The following is a 17,068-nucleotide window of genomic DNA, read 5'->3' as shown; positions in this document are numbered from 1 at the left end:
CGAACTCACCCGGTGTGCACGTCCGGGCGGGGTCGGCCGCGGGCGATCCCGTAGGCCGCTCGCAACTCGGCGAGGACCTTCTGCGGTTCACTGCGGAGCCGGGCAGGCAGGGTCTGGAGCACTACCACACCCGCTCTCAGATAACGCGTGTTCCGCGCGAGCGTCCCGGCGTGCTCGCCGGGCCCGGCGTGATGGCTGCGGGAGTCGATCTCCCAGGCGAGACCGACTTCGTCCCACCAGGCATCCGGGGTGGCGATGTAGCGACCGTCCGCGGTGAACAGCTTGATGTTCCACCGGCACTCAGGCAGTTTCGAGCGGCCGAGCAATCGCCACGCGTCCACCTCGGCCACTGAGCGTGCGCCGCCGAGCAGAGGCGCCAGCGCACGGGCGGGCAACGATCTCCCCGCGCGCTTGCCGTCCGCGAGTTCACGCGCAAGGGCTTCCGGCGTGCAGCGGCGACGCTGGATAGCTTCGGCCATCATCGCGACCACGGCATCGTGGTTTCGCATGCGCCGCGCGGCGTCGATCACCGCCCGGTGCGTCGGTACCGTCGGGACCTCTCGAAGCACTCGGGCGGGAGGCAGCCGTGTGGTTCGTTCGACGTGGACGAACGCCATGCTGCCGACGCGGCGGTCCGCGGGCACCAGCACGTGGACATCCGTCGGTTCGGGAGCGCTGCGGAGCCCGTGCCGGAGCATCGCGTGGATCCCGGTCAGCAGCGCGCCTTCACGGCCGTGCAGCAGCGCGGCGCGGATCCGGTGTTCCTCGGTCGCCACCCGCGGACCGCCAGGGGACAGAAGCGGCTGCCGGGTCCAGTCTCCTCTTCGCACCGCTCCAGGATGAAACGATCTTCGCCGGAACGAAAGCGAAACGCACGAACGGTCCGTTCGTGCTCAGCCCGCGCGGCGAGCCCGGATCTCCACCAGCGCCCCCGCCACCGCCAGCCCGCCCGCGCAGCACGCCGCGACCGTCACCACCTGTGTCGCCGATCCGTGCAGCCACGCCGGGATCAGCACCGCCTCCACCGCGACCGCCGCCCACATCAGGACCGTCACCCGGCGGTCACCGTCAGCCAGCCGCGCGTACAACAGGATCTGCACCAGCGCCAGCATCGACCCCGCCAGTGCGAACGGCCACAGCGGCATCGTGCTGCCGGCGTACCGGGCTCCGCCGATCAAGGGCAGCAGCCGGGACCCGAAGACGAGCGTCACCAGCACCACCACCGCGTCCAGAGAAGCGCACACGCCCAGCGCCACCGGCAACGCACGGCGGCGGGCGGCACCGTGAGCGAACCGGGGGAGCACCAGGACGCCTACCGCCTGTGGCAGCCAGTACGCGATCTTCGTGACGATCGCCCCGAGCGCGTACTCGCCCGCCTCCGCGGCGGGGAGCGTGTGGCGGGCCAAGACCAGGTCCAGGTTCACCAGCAGCACCAGCGCCAGCATCGCCTGAGCCGTGTGGAGGACGTCGCCGCCGTGGCGGTCGGCCCAGCGGGGGCGGGGGCGGCCGCAGATCTGCCAGCTCGCCGTGACCACCGCCAGGGACCCGATCGCCGTGCCGGCCAGCGCGCCCGTCGTCGAACCCGAGACGAGCAGGCCTGCCAGTGAGCCGCCGACCTTGCCGACGCCTTCGAGCGCGATCAGCCCGGCCAGCGTCGCGAAGCGGTGGCTGCCCTGCAGGAAGCCGTGGAACAGCCCCAGGAGCGTCAACGGCCCGAGTGACGCCGTCACCAGCAGCGCCGGCGCCAGCGAGCCCAGGTGCAGCAGGAGCACCAGCAACGGGCTGAGCGTCAACGCCGCCGCCGCGACGATGCCGCTCGTCACCAGGCCCAGCGCGAACAGCGACCCCGTGTGCTGCGGCGAGCGCGCGACGCGCAGCGCCACCACCGTCTGCAGCCCCATCGCCGGGACGACGCCGATCACCAGCACCGCCAGCAGCGAGCTCAGCTCCCCGAAGGCGCCCGGCGCGAGGATCCGCGCCGCCGCGAGGCTCAGGACGTAGCTGCCCGCGTTGTTGCCCGCGAGCGCCAGCGAGACGAGGATCGCCGCGACCCGGCTGCCGGTCCGCGCCGGTTCGGCTTCGGTGTCTACGCTCAACGACGGGCTCCCATTACCGGCGAGTAATGAGCAGCGACGATAACCGCGCGGAAGACGGAAAGGAAGGGCCGTGGACGCACCGGGCAGGCGGCTGGCCCTTCCCGCCGTCTCCGCCGTGCTCGCGTTCGCCGTCTGCGCGCCCCTGCTCGGCCGCGGGTTCGTCCTGAGCTACGACATGGTGTTCGCGCCGCGGCAGTACTTCGTGCCGGACGCCTTCGGGATCGGCGCGACGCTGCCGCGGTCGGTGCCCGCCGACGCCGCCGTCGCGCTCGTCACCACCGTGCTGCCCGGCGACGTCGTCCAGAAACTCGTGCTGCTGCTGGCGATCTTCTTCGCCGCGTACGGCGCGGGCAAGCTCGTCCCGACCGAGCACACCGGCACCCGGCTGGTCGCCGCGACCGCGTACGCCTGGACGCCGTATCTCGCGGAACGGCTGTTCATCGGGCATTGGCCGCTGCTTGTGGCGTACGCGTGCCTGCCGTGGATCGTCCGCGCCGGCCTCGCCGCCCGCGACCACGAACCGAAATCCCTGTGGCGCCTCGTGCTCACCTGCGCGCCCGCCGTGCTGACGCCGCCGGGCGGGGTGCTCGCCGCCGCCGTCGCCATCGTGGCCGCCGGCTCGCGCCGGATCCCGGCGACGCTCGGCATCGCCGTGCTGCTCAACCTGCCCTGGCTGGTGCCGACGTTCCTCGACGCCGGCGGCACGTACTCCGACCCGGCCGGCGTCACGGCGTTCAGCGCCCGCGCCGAAAGCTGGGGCCCGGCGCTGCTCAGCGTCCTCGGCCTCGGCGGGATCTGGAACGCCGAGACGGTGCCCGGCAGCCGCGCGATGCCGCTGATCCCCGTGCTCGTGCTCATCACGGTCGCGATCGCACTGGCCGGGCTGAAACCGCTCGCCGCGCGCTGGGGCACCCCGCCGGTCCGCGCGCTCTTCCTCCTCGGCGTCGCGGGCGTGCTGCTGGCTTCGCTCGCCACGCTGCCGTTCGGTGAGGCCGTGCTGGACTTCGCGACGCGGCGGCTCCCCGGCGCCGGTCTGCTGCGTGACGCCCAGAAGTGGGTGGCCTGGTGGGCGTTGCCGCTCGCGATCGGGTTCGCGCTCGCGATCGAAGCCGCGGCGGCGAAACTGCGGACGAGACAGGGACGCACCGGGCTCGTCGCGGCCGCGGCGCTCTTCCCGATCCTCACCATGCCGGACCTGGCGTGGGGTGGCTGGGGGCGGCTCGGCACCGCGCAGTACCCGGACGACTGGCGCGCGGTGTCCGAAGTGCTCGGTGGCGCCGACCATCCCGGCGACGTGCTGGCGTTGCCTCTCTCGACGTTCCGCGGCTTCGCGTGGAACGGCGGCCGCACGCAGCTCGACCCGGCGCCGCGCGTGCTCCCGAAACCGGTGCTGATGGACGACACCCTGCAGGTCGGGGCCGACCGGATCGCCGGTGAGGACCCGCGGATCGGCGACGTGCGCGCCGCGACGTCCGCCGAGGAGCTCACCGCGGCCGGGGTCGGCTGGATCCTCGTCGAACACGGGACCCCGGGCGACGTCGACCCGCGGCTGCTCGCCGGCGCGACGCCGGTGTGGTCGGGGGAATGGCTGACGCTGTACCGGACCCCGGGTGAGGCACCCGTGAAAGCCGTTGCGTGGGGCCCGGCTTTGCTCGCGGACGGAGTAGCGCTCACGTTGCTCTGCGTCGCACTGTTGTGCCGCATGTTACCGATGCGTACATTGAGCCGCGGCAGGACTTTCCCGCCGCGGAAGAAGGAGTGACACGTGGGCACGCTCATCGGGGTGGTAGCCGCCGTCATCATCGGTGGCGGTCTGGCGACCGGCGCGGGCTTCGCCCTCATCCAGAGCGCCGACCCGGACAGCACCGCCCAGGTGCAGGACCAGCTCAACGCGCAGGTGAAGTACAACCCCGCGGACCACCCGGCCAAGCTGTACGGGAACCGCTGACGCGCATGACGCAGTCCGCCACCGACCACGCGCACCGCGTGGTCGGGCTCTACGGCGACCCCACCGTTTCCTGGAGCATCCTCCTGGAAGCGGACCTCTTTTCGGCCCCGGACCCGGAGAAACTCCGCGCGCGGCTGGCGGCCGTCCTCCCGCAGTACCCGCTCCTCGGCGCCGCGCCGGCGGTCGAACAGACCACCGCGGCCGGGATTTCCCGGGTCCGCGCCCGGTTCGCGGCCGAGCCCTACGAGCGCGGCGCGCCCCTGGTGCGCGTCGCCGTCAGCACGGACGAACCGGCGTTGCTCGTCGCCGGCCACCACGGCGCGCTCGACGGCCTCGGCCTGCTCGCCCTGCTCGGCTTCCTCCTCGACGTCCCGGTTTCCTCGGCGGCGCGCGGCATCGGGGCGCGCACCGACGGCGGGAAGCCCTTCCTCGTCTCGGCCGTCCAGCGGCTCGCTGAGGCGCTTTTCGCGCCACCCGGCCGGATCGTGCCCGACCGGGACGGCGAGAGCGCGGGAGACGTCTTCGAAGCCCGCCGCGTGCCCCGGCTGCGGCTGGGCGCCGCGGGGTTCGTCGCGGCCGCCACCCGCGCGACCGGACGCTGGAACCACGCGCACGGCGCCCGCACGGTCCGCGTCGTCGCCGCGCTGGGTGCGTCGTGGCGCTCCGGCGCCGCGCCGGAACCCGTGCACGACAGCGCGTTCTTCCGGTTGCGGCTGCCGGCCGACCCGGACTCCGGCGCCGTCGCGGACGTCCTGCGCGCGCAGCCGCCCGAGCCCGATTTCCCCGCGCGCAGCAGCCGGATCGCCCGGCTGGGCACCCGGGCGCTGGCGAGCAGGCTCGGCTCGACGTTCCTGGTGTCGAACCTCGGCGTGGTGTCCACCGGGGACACCGTCCGCTCGATCGCGTTCTACCCGGCCGCGAGCGGCCGCTCAGGCGTGGCGTTCGGCGCGGCGACCACGGGGGACACCACCACGGTGACCGTGCGCGCCCGCCGCAAGGACTTCGGCGCGGCGGCCGCCGGCCGGCTGGTGGACCGGTTCCGCGACGCGGTGCGGGAACAGGCCGGCTGAACTCAGGACGCGGGGCCGCGGCGCGGGCCGGCCGGCGACGTCCCGCACGAGTGAGGCGAACTCGCCGACACTCTGGTCCCAGCTGTACTTCCCGGCCCGCTCGGCGCCGGCCAGGCCCATCTCCGCGCGGCGCAGGCCGTCCGCGAGCAGGCCGTCGACGCGGGCGGTGAAGTCGTCGAAGTCGTCGGCGAGCAGCCCGGTCCGGCCGTCCACGATGGACTCGGCGACGCCGCCCGCCGCGCGGTAGGCGACCGAGGGCACGCCGTGCGCGGCCGCCTCCATGATGACGATGCCCCAGCCCTCCTTGACCGACGGGCACAGGTGCAGCCACGAGCGCGCCAGGATCTCGTGCTTGGCCTGCTCGTCGACCCAGCCGTGCAGGGTGACGCGGTCCGCGACGCCGCGCTCGGCCGCGTGCGCCCGCAGCACCTCGTCCCACGGCCCCTGGCCGACGACCTCGAGCCGCAGCTGCGGCCAGCGCCGCGCGAGCCGCGCGACGACGTCGATGGCGTGCTCGATCCGCTTGTGCGGCACCAGCCGGCTCACCGCGACCAGCGTGGGCGAACTGTCGCGTCCGGCCGCCACCGGCGGGGGCGCGTCGAGGCCGTTGGCGACCACGGTGACGCGGTCGCGGTCGACGCCCAGCCCGGCGAGCTCGGCCTTGGTGACCTCGGAAACCGTGACGTAGGCGCACTCGCGGAACAGCCACGGCGCCAGCCGCGACTCGATCCACCAGCCGATCCGGCCCAGCGTCTCGCCCAGCGCGCTGATCCACTGTTCCTTGTGGACGTGGTGCACGAGCACCAGCACCGGACAGCCGGCGACCAGCCGGGCGAAGAACGGCATCCCGTTCTGGACGTCCACCACCAGGTCGGCGCGGGCCCGCCGGATCGCCCGCAGCGCGTGCGCGTAGACGCCGAACTTGTTGCCGCGGCGCCGGTAGCGGACGCCGTCTCGCCATTCGCCCGCGGTCGCGCCGGGGTAGGCCGCGCACTGGATCTCGACCCGGTAGCCCGCTTTCGCGAGCCCTTCGGCCATCCGCTCGACGTACCGCTCGGACCCGCCGCCCTCGGGGTGGCCGGTGTCGCGCCAGTTGACCAGGAGCACACGAGGACGGTCCATCGGGTTATCCAAACTGTAGCGACGATGCTAGGTTACCGGTGCGTACACAGTATGCGTACACAGTAGAGGAACGTATTTCGGAAAGCGATGGTTCAATGGCAGTAAATCCGGTCGTCGCCCCGAACACCGCGCCGCACCGCGCGACGCTCCACCGTTCCGTGACGCTCTTCCGCACTTTTCTCACCGAACAGACCGACCCGGACGGCTTCTACTCGGCGCTCGCCGCAGACTCCGTGCGGCAATTGGCGGCGCACGCTCCGCTGTCCGGGCGCACGGTGCTCGACGTCGGGGGCGGCCCGGGGTATTTCTCGGACGCCTTCCGCGCGGCCGGCGCGACGTATCTCGGGGTCGACCCGGACGTCGGCGAGCTGTCCGCGCGCGGTGAGCCGGGGGAGAACATGATCCGCGCGAGCGGCACGGAACTGCCCGTGCGCAGCGGATCCGTGGACGTCTGCTACTCGTCGAACGTGCTGGAGCACGTCGCGAAGCCGTGGGTGATGCTCGACGAGATGTGCCGGGTGACCAAGCCCGGCGGCACCGTCTTCGCGTCGTTCACGCCGTGGTATTCACCCTGGGGCGGGCACGAGACCGCGCCGTGGCATTTCCTCGGCGGTTACTACGCGCGTCAGCGGTATTTCCGGAAGCTCGGGAAGCAGCCGAAGAACAAATTCGGCGAAAGCCTTTTCCCGGTGTCGGTCGGCGCCGCGCTCCGCTGGGCGAAGGCGACGCCGCTGGCCGATCTGGTGGCCGGGTACCCGCGTTATCACCCGAGCTGGGCGATGTGGATCGTGCGGGTCCCGGCCCTGCGGGAAATCGCGTCCTGGAATCTGGTCCTGGTGTTGCGGCGGCGCTGACTCAGGTGTTCGCCGTGTAGAGCACTTTCCGCCGCGGCTGCGGCGGGGTCTCGGGGCGCGGCCGCCGGACCAGGAGCACGATCGCCACGATGATCAGCACGCCGCCCCCGATCCCGAGCCACAGGGGACCGGTGCTGGAGAGGAACTCCAAGCGGCCCTTGTTCGCGTTCACCTGGTCGGCCATCTTCGCGACGGTCTCCGCGGTGAAGGCGAGCGTCCCGTCGAACACCACGGCCGAGCTGGTGAGGGTGCGCAACTCCTGGTGCTGCTGTTGCTGCTGCTTGACCTCGATCCCGGTGACCGGCTCCACCCACATCGTGTTGACGCCGCGGTAGTAGAGGTCGGCCTTGACGGTCGGGTCCGCGGAGCCGACGAGGGAGCCCGGCACGTCCTTCGTGGCGGTCTTGGTGTCGGGGATGTCCTGGACGAACTTGTAGGTCTCGATCCCGTCGACGGTCTCGGTCCCGGAGTACTTGGCGGTGACGGCCGCGCCGGTGTTGTCGTCGTAGACCTTGTAGTCCTGCTGCTCGGTGCCGAACGGGAACTTGAACTGCAGCCCGGGCTGCGCCTTGTAGTCGTTCGTCTCCGGCGGCTTCTGGCCGTCCTTGTCCGCCTTGTCCTTCAGCTCGGTGACGAAGCTGCTCTTGGCGTCGCACTGCGGGTCGGACTCGCCGCGCGGCTCGTAGCCCTCGCCGGTGCGCCGGTCGAAGCAGACCTGCCGCTTGCTCGCGCTGAGCACGGTGTTGTCGGCGTCGTCGGTGACCTGCACGGCCAGGAGCCAGACCGCGTAGTCGGTGTCCTGGTGCATCTCCGGCGCCGCGAAGTTCGCCTGCACGTGGGCCGTCGCGGTCAGCTTGGCGTCCTTGCGGATCGCCGAGACCGGGCCGGAACCGTTGTCCGTCACGGCGAGCACCTGGCTCGCGGTGCCTTCGAGCAGCGACGTCGAATCCTGGTCGAGCGGCACCTTGGCGAGCTTGGGGTAGACGTAGGTCGGCAGGAGCACGGCACCCGCGACCGCGAATACGCCCAGTGCCAGCAAGATCAGGCCGAAAGCACGTCGCAACGGTCCTCCTGGTGTCACGCAAATTACCGGGCGGTAATCAGTGCCCGGATAGTGGCCCGCGCCACGCCGGGCGTCAAAGTGTGACCGGCGGTCACAGACACCCGGTACGACCGGAAGGTCGCATGTGCGCCGCCATTCGCACCAAGCGACCAAACATGTTTGTTCCCGGGCACAACGGGCGTGGGCCCACCATCGGACGATCCTCACTCCGCCGCGCAGTACCGCAAGGGAGAATCCCCACTTTGTCGCAGGATCCTCCGATGGTCGCCATCGCGGCCACCGCTCGCTGGCGCGCCCGGATCGTGGCGGCGGCCGCGAGCGTCGGTGTCAGCCTCAGTGATCCGTCGGCGGGCATCCCGGGCATCCGCACGCTCGTCTGCGATCGCGGCGACCTGGCGCGGTTCGTCCCCCGCCTGACCCGCGACGCCGAGCCGCCCCGTCCGGCGATCGGCGCCCATTCCGACTCGATAGCCGACCGCGAGCTGCGCGACGCCGTCGCCGACGTGGCGGCCCTGCTTTCGTTGCACGGCAACGTGGTACTCGACCTGGACGCGGGCGGCCGCCGCCGCCCGGCGCCGAGAGCGGACGTGGTCGTCTCGGCCGCCGTGGACCGTCCCCAGTGGACGGAGCCGGCGGTGACGCTCCCCGTGGGCACGGCCCGGCGCGGGGGCCCGCTCACGGTGGAGCTCACCGCCGGCCCCGGCTTCGAGGGCACCCTGCTGGAACTGGCGAGGCTGGTGGAGCTGGACGCGGCTTAGCCCGGGGCCGAACGGCTACCGCCGAGCCGCGGCGCTGCCGCACGCCGTGTCAGGAATTCGCGGCCGCTCCCTTCCGGTGGACCTCGCAGTCCGGGTTCGGGCATTCGGCCGCGAGCCGGGTGTTCCACGCCGCCAGCATCGATTCGTGGCGCCGCGTGAACCGGTCGTCCCGCCGCGCCCGCCACGCCGACGGGGTCACCACGCGGGTCACCAGGAACTGGCCGGGCATGTAGTCGTTGCCGGCGTCGGCGACCTCCAGGCCGGCGGCCGTCAGGATCGTCCGCATCGCCTCGGCCATCGCTGCCCCGATCGCGGACGTCAACCGCCCGAACGCCGCGCACTCCGCGCCCTCGCGGTGCGGGTCGTCGCCCCAGGCTTCCTGCGCCGCGTCGAGCAGGATCGCGTGCTCGTACCAGTCGACCGCCACTCCGCGCAGGTCCGGCACGTCGACGTACACGACCGCACCGGCGGTGCCGGTCGGGTGTTCTCCCGGCGCCACCGGCAACCCGGCGGCGGCCAGTTCGGCCTGGACGATGTCGCGGAGGGTCTCCAGCCGGAACCGGCGGTCCGGTTCCGCCGCGGCGGGTGTTTCCGTCATGCCGCCATCGTCACAGACACCACCGACAAATCCGGAGGCTCAGCTCACGATGGCCGTGGCCCGGATCTCCACCCGCATCCCCGGCGCACCCAAAGCCGCGACGCCGAGCTGGGTCCAGATCGGGGCCCGGTCGCCCATACGCTTGCGGAACTGCTCGACCATGACGCGCGTGTGGTCGTCGCCGATGGTGTCGGGTGCCGTGGGGATGTGGAACGAGTCCACGGCGACCACGTCGGTCCAGTTCGCGCCCGCGGTGGCGAGCGTGCGCTCGACGTTCTCGAAGGCCTGGACGATCTCCTCTTCCAGGGACTCGGGGAAGACGGTGTCGTCGTCCCAGCCGCCCTGGCCCGAGATCTCGACGCGGTCGCCGATCCGGACCGCCTGCGTGTAGTGCAGGGCGGCCAGGTGCTTGGGGCCGTAGCCGGGGGTGACGAAGAACTCGGGCATGACGTTCCCTTCGGTTGACTTCACGCTTGAAGTCAACGTATCAGACTTCAAGCGTGAAGTCATGCCGAGCTGGGTAGAGTTCCCCCATGGCACCCGATGACGACGAGCCGCGCTGGCTGACGCCGTCCGAAAAGGACGCCTGGACCGGGCTGGCCTCGCTCGTCCTGCTGCTGCCGGGCAAGCTGGAAGCGCCGTTGCAGCAGGAAGCCGGCGTGACGCTCTTCGAGTACCTGGCGCTCAGCCAGATGTCGGAGGCGCCGGACCGCCGGCTGCGGATGAGCGAACTCGCCTACCTGGCCAACGGTTCGCTCTCGCGACTGTCCAACGTGGTCAAGCGGTTCGAGCAGCGGGGCTGGGTCGAACGCTCACCCGATCCAGAAGACGGCCGCTACACGCTGGCCGCCCTGACCGACGCGGGTTACGCCGTGGTCGTCGCCGCGGCGCCGGCGCACGTGCGGGCCGTGCGGCAGCTCGTGCTCGACCCGCTCACCGCGGCCGACCAGCAGGCACTGGCCCGGATCGCCGAAAAGCTGCGGGTGCGGCCCGTCGACCTCGCCTAGTCGTCGACCCACTCCAGCAGGTCGCCGGGCTGGCACTCGAGGACCCGGCACATGGCTTCCAACGTGCTGAAGCGCACGGCTTTCGCGCGGCCGTTCTTCAGGACGGCGACGTTGGCCGGCGTCAGCCCGACCTTCTCCGCGAACTCGCCGACGCTCAGCTTGCGCTTGGCGAGCTCGACGTCGATGCGCACGACGATCGCCATCAGATGACCGCTTCCATGTCGGTACGCAGCGTAGTGGCCTGGCGCAGCAGGGCGCGCATGACCACCATCAGCAGGCCGATCACGGTGATCCCGACGGTGGCCAGGAACAACACCATCGGCATCCCCGGGTCGTCCGCGTTGAAGCCGACGAAGATGAGCATGCCGGCGAAGACCACCCACGCGGCGACCACGGCCCAGACGATCGCGTCGACCCACTTCAGGGCACCGCTGGTGAAGATCCGGTCCTTCTTGACCAGGGTCAGCAGCTTCCACGTCGCGACGAGGACCACCTCGACGCACAGCACCAGGAACACCGCGATCGCGGTCAGCGGCCACCGCAGGCTCGCGTCGTGCGGGTTCTGCGACGTCGTGTACGCGATCCCGCCGGGCAGCGAGAGCGTCTGGAAGACGACCAGGACGGCGAACAGCACGACGAGGAAGACCCGGAGCGCGGGTACTGCCCACTTCTCTGCGAACATGTGACGACTATCGCTGGATATCTATCGAAAGTCAATCGACGGGATCCAGCCGTACCGATTCGAGGGCGACGTACAGCTCGCCGATGTCCACCGGATCGGTCAGGTCGCGCTTGGTCAGCTCCTGCACGCGCCGCAGGCGGTAGCGGACGGTGTTGGGGTGCACGAACAACTGGTCCGCCGCCTCCTTCGCCGACCCGTGGCCGCCGAACCACGCGAGCAGCGTGTCGAGCAGGACCTTGCGCTCGGCACCCGGCAGCGTGAGCACCCCCGACAACGCGGACCGCACGACGTCGCGGGCCATCCCCGGCGCGGCCGCGACCAGCGTGGTCACCGGCGAGTCGCCGAACACCACCACGCCCGCGGTCGCCGACGGCAGTGAGCGTCGCGCGATCCGGGCCCGGTGCAGCGCGTCCGGGACGTCCGGGAACCCGGTGAACGGCCGGCTCAGCCCGGCCGCGACCGGCAGTGAACCCAGCACTTCCCGCAGCCGTCGGACGTCTTCGATCCGGTCGATCGCGACCAGGCCCGCCTCGCCGCCGGGCCGCCAGGCCGACCGCCAGCGCCGCGCCCGCATCAAGGCCTCGACGGTGTCCTGCCCGTCCGGTTCGACGCGTTCGGTGACGACCGCGACGAACATGCCCGCGGTCGGCAGCCCCAGCTCGCGGGCCGCGGACTCCATTTCGGACTGACCGGCCAGCCGGCCGCGCAGCAGGTCGTCCAGCCGCTGGACGTTCGCGTTCGACGGCTCGGCCGCGACCTCGTCGTACGCCGTGGTCAGCGCGTCCGAGTAGAGGTCGATCGCCTTCCAGACGTAGGAGTTGATCTCGATCGTGCGGGTGGAGCTGAGGAACTCGGGCCCGGCCAGCTCCAGCAGGGCCTCGTAGACGAACGTGCCGCCGATCCGGAACGCGCGCAGCACCGCCGGCAGCGGAATGCCCTGCCGCGCTTGGACGAGCCCGGTCTTGCGGGCCGCGTCGAGGGCGAGGCCGTGGCCGTCGGCCAGCGCCGTGAGCGCGCGTTCGAGGTTGGCGTGGCAGACCTTGCGCAGCTCGGCCGGCGCGACGTGGTCGACCTGGCGGTAGAACTCGTCCTCGTCGCTGAGCAGCCGGGCGAGGCGATCGGCGAACTCCGGCAGCCGGCCCAGCATTTCGCGCACCAGCTCACGGTGTTCGCGAGGTACCGGCCTGGCCAGAGCTTCGATGCCCATCCCTCACTTTAGCTCGGGTTCCGGCGCCCGGGATACGCATGAAGTTGAGTAAAATTCATATCCGCTGGGTGATCTTCCCGGTGAGGGGTTGACGCCACGACTGACTCACGAAACCCGGCGCGCGGTCAGGTAGACGTGCGGCTCGGGCGCGGCACCGGGGTGGTCCGGGACGAACTCCGCTCGCTCCTCGCGGATGATCTCGAGCCCGGCCGCGCGCAGCAGCCCGGCCAGCGCTTCGGCGGTGAAACTGCTCGCGCGCACGGGGTGTCCCATGAAGACGATGTCGAGCCCGTCGACATCCGCCGGCACGGTGGCCAGCAGGACCAGACCGCCCGGTTTCACCCAGGCCGCCAGCCGGCCGATCACGGTCTCCTGCTCCGCGCGCGTGAGCTGCAGCAGCGAGAAGAACGTCGTGACCGCGTCCCAGGTGCCGTCCTCGAAGGTCAGTTCGCGCAGGTCGCCGAGGTCGAACCGGGCGGCGGGCACCTGCGCCCGCGCGATCTCGACCATCTTCGGCGCGATGTCGTACCCGGTGACGTCGTGGCCCGCCGCGGCCAGCAGTTCGGCGACCGGGCGCCCGGTGCCCGAGCCCAGGTCGAGCACCTTCGCCCGCGGGGGCAGCGATTCGATCAACGCCGTGATCGCGTCCCGCTGGGCGATCGCGGTGCGGAAGGCGGCTTCGTAGTCCTTGCCGAGCGCGTCGAAGACCTCGGCGGCGGATTCGGGACGAGTCATGCCCCGACCGTGCCAGAAACCCACGCCCGCGCGGGAGTGAACGTCCGATTGCGCAAGTCTGCGACCGCACAACGCAAGTTCGGAGTAAGTTCGGGCAAAATCGGGGCAACGTCTTGTGGCCTGGTCGAAGTGCGACCTACTCTTCCGCCGCACGCCCGAGAGAAACGAGTCCCGCGATGTCGCGAAGCACCCTCGGAGCCGCGTTCGTCGCGGTCGTCACCGCTCTTGTCTCCGTCGCCGTCCCCGCGTCGGCCGCCGCCGCCCGGCCCGTGGTGACGCGCGCCGCGCTCGACCCCGCGCTGGTCGCCGGGCGCGGCGCCTCGGTCGGCTTCGCCGAGCAGGAGGCGGAGAACGCCCGCACCGACGGCACCGTGATCGGCCCGGACCGCTCGGCGTACACGCTGCCCGCCGAGGCGTCCGGCCGTCGCGCCGTGAAACTCGCGGCGGGGCAGCACGTCGAGTTCACGCTGCCCGCCGCGGCCAACGCCATCACCGTCCGCTACAGCATCCCGGACGCGCCGCACGGCGGCGGGATCACCGCGCCGCTGGACGTCACCGTCGACGGCGGCCACCGGCAGGCGATGACGCTGACCTCGCAGTACGCGTGGCTGTACAACCAGTACCCGTTCACGAACGACCCGGACGCGGACCTGCTGCACCCGGACTGGTGGATCACCGAGTGCTCGTGCGTCCCCGCCGCGACCACCCCGCCGCCGGTCGTCGCGAAACCCTTCCGTCCCAACCACTTCTACGACGAACAGCGCCTGCTGCTCGGCAAGACCTACCGGGCCGGGGACAAGGTCCGGCTCACCGTCCCGGCCGGGACGCCCGCCGCGTGGACGGTCGTCGACCTGCTCGACTCCGAGGTCGTCGCGCCGCCGCGCGTCGACCTCGTCGCCGCGAACGTCCTGTTCTTCGGCGCCGACCCGACCGGCAGGCGCGACTCCGCCGACGCCCTCGACCGCGCGATCGCCTTCGCCCGCCGGGCGCACCTCAAGGTCTACCTGCCGCCTGGCACCTACCAGGTCAACCGGCACATCATCGTCGACGACGTCACGATCGAGGGCGCCGGCAACTGGTACACGATCGTCAAGGGGCACGAGGTCAAGCTCGACACCCCCGCGCCGGACGGCTCGGTGCACACCGGCGTCGGCTTCTACGGTCGTGACGCGTCCGCCGGCGGCAGTCACAACGTCCACCTCTCCGGCTTCGCGATCGTCGGCGACGTCCGGGAGCGCGTCGACACCGACCAGGTCAACGCCATCGGCGGCGCGCTCAGCGACTCCACTGTGGACGGCCTTTACCTGCACCACACCAAGGTCGGCCTGTGGTTCGACGGCCCGATGAAGAACACGCGGATCACGAACAACGTCATCGCCGACCAGATCGCCGACGGCCTGAACTTCCACACCGGCGTCACGGACTCGGTGGTGTCGAACAACTTCGTCCGCAACACCGGCGACGACGGCCTCGCGATGTGGTCGGAGAAGACCGAAAACGCGCGGAACACGTTCAGCCACAACACCGTCCAGACGCCGGTGCTGGCCAACGGGATCGCGCTCTACGGCGGCACCGACACCACCGTGGCGGGCAACCTGATCGCCGACCCGATCCGCGAGGGCAGCGCGATCCAGGTCGGCTCGCGCTTCGGCGCCGAGGCGTTCACCGGGTACGTGCGGATCACGGACAACACGACCGTCCGGGCCGGGACCTTCGAACTCAACTGGAAGATCGGGCTCGGCGCGATCTGGTTCTACGCCCTGGAAAAGAACATCGACGCCGACGTCCAGGTGACCGGCGACGCCTTCCTCGACAACACCTACAACGCGATCATGCTGGTCAGCGACTTCCCGGTGAAGGACCTGTACTCGATCAACGGCCTGAAGTTCGCGGACCTGCGCGTCGACGGCGCCGGGACGTCGGTGCTGAGCGCCCGCGCGGCCGGGTCGGCGTCGTTCCGCGACGTCGATGCCCGCAACGTCGGCGCGGTCGGCGTCAACAACTGCGGGTCGTTCAACTTCCGGCCGACGGGCTCGGAGTTCTCGCTGACCGACCTCGGCGGCAACTCGAGCTGGCTGGCCCCGTGGCTCCTCCCGAACACGATCACCTGCGACGACCGCCCGCCGGTGGTCCCGCCACCCGCCCCGTCCACCTGGTGAGTGCCGCCCGGGGGTCGTGAGTGTTTAGGGCGGTTAGAACCGCCCTAAACACTCACGACCAGCCGCGGCAGAGGGCCCGGCCGCTAGGGTTCGAGGGGTGGCTGGGTTGCGGGGTGTGTTCGCGGGGTTCGGGAAGAGCAAGGCTTTCGCGGTGGTCGGGCGGGCGTTGATGCCGGCCGACCGGGTGCTGCTGCGGATCAGCGGTGGCCGGGTCGGCGTCGGCACCGCCGTCGGGCTGCGGACGCTGCTGCTCACCACGCTCGGGCGCCGCAGCGGCGAACCGCGTCAGGTGCCGCTGTTGTACGTCGAGCGCGGCGGCGGGTACGTCGTCATCGGCTCGAACTGGGGTGGCGAAGCGCATCCGGCGTGGTCGGCGAACCTGCTGGCCAACCCGAAGGCGACCGCCGCGATCGCCGGCCGGACGGCCGACGTCACCGCGCGGTTGCTCATCGGGGAAGAGCGCCAGGAGATGTGGGACGCGGTCGCGGAGTACTGGCCCGCGTACGACCGCTACGCCGTGCGGGCCGAGCACCGCGAGATCCGCGTCTTCCTGCTGGAGCCGGTCAGTCGATGAGGTCGGTGTGCCGGATCCGGTACACCTGCAGCCGCAGGTTGTAGTACTTGTCGGTCTCGCCGACCCACTGCATGCCGAGCCGCTTGGCGACGGCGATCGCGCGGGTGTTGTTCGGCCGCGCGACGGCGAACAGCTCGTCGGTGTCCTGCGTGAACGCCCACTGGATGAGCGCCTGTGACGCCTCCGACGCGTAACCCTGGCCCCAGACGCCGGGGCTCAGCTGCCAGCTCAGCTCGAGGTCCTCTTCGAACGGTGGCAGCAGCCGGATGCCGAGGCCGCCGATCACGGCGCCGTCCTCCTTGCGCTCCACGGCCCAGCGCCCGCGCGGCGGCCAGAGGTTGGGCTGCGCCTCCTGCCACGCGTTCAGCACGGCACGCATGGCGCCGACGTCGCTGACGCGGTCCATGGCCGGGGTCAGCCAGTGCGTGACGTCTTCCGCGCCGTAGATCTCGAACGCGGCTTCGGCGTCGTCCACCGTCCAGTCCCGGATCACGAGCCGGTCGGTGCTCAGCGCAGTCTCCATATCAAGACGCTACGCCGGGAGGGCCGCGGTTGTTCCCGCCGGAAAGTGCTCAGAAGGTGAACACTTCACCCCTGATGATGTGGGCATGGAGACTTTGGACGGCATCGCGGTGCTGAAGGTCACGTCGGTCGCGCAGTGGCGGGACTGGCTCGCGTCGCGCGGCACGGCGGCATCGGTGTGGCTGGTGATCCGGCGCAAGCACAGCGCGTCGCCGGGGGTGCTGGTGCACGAGGCGATGGAGCAGGCGCTGTGCTTCGGCTGGATCGACAGCAAAGCGCTGCGGCGGGACGCGGAGAGCACGTACCTCTGCTTCACGCCGCGGAACCCGAAGAGCACGTGGAGCCGCGTGAACCGCGACCGCGTGGCCCGGCTGACGGCGGCCGGCCTGATGACGCCGTCCGGGCAGGCGGTGGTCGACCTCGCCCGCCGCACCGGGACCTGGGACGCGCTGGCGGAGGCGCAGGACGGCGTCGTCCCGCCGGATCTCGCGCGGGCGTTCGACGCCGTCGCGGCCGGGCACTTCGCCGCGTTCCCGTCGTCGTCGAAGCGGCTGATCCTGGAGTGGATCGCGAAGGCGAAGCGCACGGAGACGCGGCAGCGGCGCATCACGACGACCGCCGAGCTGGCCCGGGAAAACGTGCGGGCCGCGCACCCGAAGGCCGCCTAGAGTCG

The 17,068-nt window shown here is 71.5% G+C and carries 19 protein-coding genes; 8 read left to right on the top strand and 11 right to left on the bottom strand.

The window, feature by feature from the left end:
• Positions 1 to 5: 5 nt before the first annotated feature.
• Entirely contained in the window at positions 6 to 776 is a 771-nt protein-coding gene (locus OG439_RS28810) for a hypothetical protein (protein WP_326943932.1), read from the bottom strand.
• Between the two features lie 117 nt (positions 777 to 893).
• Complete coding sequence (locus OG439_RS28805; protein WP_326943931.1) at positions 894 to 2,096, bottom strand: lipopolysaccharide biosynthesis protein; 1,203 nt, start codon at positions 2,094 to 2,096, stop codon at positions 894 to 896.
• Positions 2,097 to 2,166: 70 nt separating this feature from the next.
• On the opposite strand from OG439_RS28805, the gene OG439_RS28800 reads away from it, so the two are divergent.
• Positions 2,167 to 3,858 (top strand): hypothetical protein, encoded by a 1,692-nt coding sequence (locus OG439_RS28800; RefSeq protein ID WP_326943930.1) that lies wholly within the window; start codon positions 2,167 to 2,169, stop codon positions 3,856 to 3,858.
• 3 nt (positions 3,859 to 3,861) lie between these two features.
• Positions 3,862 to 4,044, top strand: coding sequence for a hypothetical protein (locus OG439_RS28795; RefSeq protein ID WP_247056652.1), 183 nt, complete (start codon positions 3,862 to 3,864; stop codon positions 4,042 to 4,044).
• Between the two features lie 929 nt (positions 4,045 to 4,973).
• On the opposite strand, the gene OG439_RS28790 is transcribed toward OG439_RS28795, so the two are convergent.
• The gene (locus tag OG439_RS28790; RefSeq protein WP_326951638.1) at positions 4,974 to 6,221 is read right to left on the bottom strand and encodes a glycosyltransferase family 4 protein; all 1,248 of its coding nucleotides are present in this window, start codon (positions 6,219 to 6,221) and stop codon (positions 4,974 to 4,976) included.
• 173 nt (positions 6,222 to 6,394) lie between these two features.
• On the opposite strand from OG439_RS28790, the gene OG439_RS28785 reads away from it, so the two are divergent.
• The gene (locus OG439_RS28785) at positions 6,395 to 7,090 is read left to right on the top strand and encodes a class I SAM-dependent methyltransferase (protein ID WP_326951636.1); all 696 of its coding nucleotides are present in this window, start codon (positions 6,395 to 6,397) and stop codon (positions 7,088 to 7,090) included.
• Position 7,091: 1 nt separating this feature from the next.
• Here OG439_RS28785 and OG439_RS28780 read toward each other — a convergent pair whose 3' ends face one another.
• Entirely contained in the window at positions 7,092 to 8,153 is a 1,062-nt protein-coding gene (locus OG439_RS28780; RefSeq protein WP_326943929.1) for a DUF3068 domain-containing protein, read from the bottom strand.
• Between the two features lie 260 nt (positions 8,154 to 8,413).
• Here OG439_RS28780 and OG439_RS28775 point away from each other — a divergent pair, with 260 nt between their 5' ends.
• On the top strand, positions 8,414 to 8,911 hold the full coding sequence (locus OG439_RS28775) for a hypothetical protein (RefSeq protein WP_326943928.1): 498 nt from the start codon (positions 8,414 to 8,416) through the stop codon (positions 8,909 to 8,911).
• A gap of 49 nt (positions 8,912 to 8,960) precedes the next feature.
• On the opposite strand, the gene OG439_RS28770 is transcribed toward OG439_RS28775, so the two are convergent.
• Both OG439_RS28770 and OG439_RS28765 read right to left on the bottom strand, forming a co-directional pair.
• Positions 8,961 to 9,509, bottom strand: coding sequence for a hypothetical protein (locus OG439_RS28770; protein ID WP_326943927.1), 549 nt, complete (start codon positions 9,507 to 9,509; stop codon positions 8,961 to 8,963).
• Between the two features lie 39 nt (positions 9,510 to 9,548).
• Positions 9,549 to 9,980, bottom strand: a complete 432-nt coding sequence (locus tag OG439_RS28765; RefSeq protein ID WP_326943926.1) for a RidA family protein — start codon at positions 9,978 to 9,980, stop codon at positions 9,549 to 9,551.
• 62 nt (positions 9,981 to 10,042) lie between these two features.
• Between OG439_RS28765 and OG439_RS28760 the strand changes: the two genes are divergently transcribed.
• A complete protein-coding gene (locus tag OG439_RS28760) occupies positions 10,043 to 10,516 on the top strand; it encodes a MarR family winged helix-turn-helix transcriptional regulator (protein WP_247056641.1) in 474 nt (157 codons plus the stop codon).
• On the opposite strand, the gene OG439_RS28755 is transcribed toward OG439_RS28760, so the two are convergent.
• The 4 genes from OG439_RS28755 to OG439_RS28740 all read right to left on the bottom strand — a co-directional run bounded on the left by OG439_RS28755 (position 10,513) and on the right by OG439_RS28740 (position 13,140).
• Positions 10,513 to 10,719, bottom strand: a complete 207-nt coding sequence (locus tag OG439_RS28755) for a helix-turn-helix domain-containing protein (RefSeq protein ID WP_247056639.1) — start codon at positions 10,717 to 10,719, stop codon at positions 10,513 to 10,515. The two genes, OG439_RS28760 and OG439_RS28755, sit on opposite strands and share 4 nt — an antisense overlap.
• Complete coding sequence (locus OG439_RS28750) at positions 10,719 to 11,198, bottom strand: DUF2975 domain-containing protein (protein ID WP_326943925.1); 480 nt, start codon at positions 11,196 to 11,198, stop codon at positions 10,719 to 10,721. The genes OG439_RS28755 and OG439_RS28750 overlap by 1 nt, the downstream gene beginning before the upstream one ends.
• Before the next feature lie 31 nt (positions 11,199 to 11,229).
• The gene (locus OG439_RS28745; RefSeq protein WP_326943924.1) at positions 11,230 to 12,405 is read right to left on the bottom strand and encodes a PucR family transcriptional regulator; all 1,176 of its coding nucleotides are present in this window, start codon (positions 12,403 to 12,405) and stop codon (positions 11,230 to 11,232) included.
• A gap of 105 nt (positions 12,406 to 12,510) precedes the next feature.
• A complete protein-coding gene (locus OG439_RS28740) occupies positions 12,511 to 13,140 on the bottom strand; it encodes a class I SAM-dependent methyltransferase (RefSeq protein WP_326943923.1) in 630 nt (209 codons plus the stop codon).
• A gap of 176 nt (positions 13,141 to 13,316) precedes the next feature.
• Here OG439_RS28740 and OG439_RS28735 point away from each other — a divergent pair, with 176 nt between their 5' ends.
• Together OG439_RS28735 and OG439_RS28730 are read left to right on the top strand one after the other, a co-directional pair.
• The gene (locus OG439_RS28735) at positions 13,317 to 15,299 is read left to right on the top strand and encodes a glycosyl hydrolase family 28-related protein (RefSeq protein ID WP_326943922.1); all 1,983 of its coding nucleotides are present in this window, start codon (positions 13,317 to 13,319) and stop codon (positions 15,297 to 15,299) included.
• 106 nt (positions 15,300 to 15,405) lie between these two features.
• Complete coding sequence (locus tag OG439_RS28730; RefSeq protein ID WP_326951635.1) at positions 15,406 to 15,873, top strand: nitroreductase family deazaflavin-dependent oxidoreductase; 468 nt, start codon at positions 15,406 to 15,408, stop codon at positions 15,871 to 15,873.
• On the opposite strand, the gene OG439_RS28725 is transcribed toward OG439_RS28730, so the two are convergent.
• Complete coding sequence (locus OG439_RS28725) at positions 15,863 to 16,396, bottom strand: GNAT family N-acetyltransferase (protein WP_247056629.1); 534 nt, start codon at positions 16,394 to 16,396, stop codon at positions 15,863 to 15,865. The two genes, OG439_RS28730 and OG439_RS28725, sit on opposite strands and share 11 nt — an antisense overlap.
• Positions 16,397 to 16,481: 85 nt before the next feature.
• Between OG439_RS28725 and OG439_RS28720 the strand changes: the two genes are divergently transcribed.
• A complete protein-coding gene (locus OG439_RS28720) occupies positions 16,482 to 17,063 on the top strand; it encodes a YdeI/OmpD-associated family protein (RefSeq protein WP_326943921.1) in 582 nt (193 codons plus the stop codon).
• Positions 17,064 to 17,068 lie beyond the last annotated feature (5 nt).

Origin of the sequence: Amycolatopsis sp. NBC_01307 (assembly GCF_035975215.1) — a bacterium.
GTDB lineage: Bacteria > Actinomycetota > Actinomycetes > Mycobacteriales > Pseudonocardiaceae > Amycolatopsis.
Note: the sequence above shows the minus strand (reverse complement) of the source record. Positions and strands in the feature narration are given on the sequence as shown.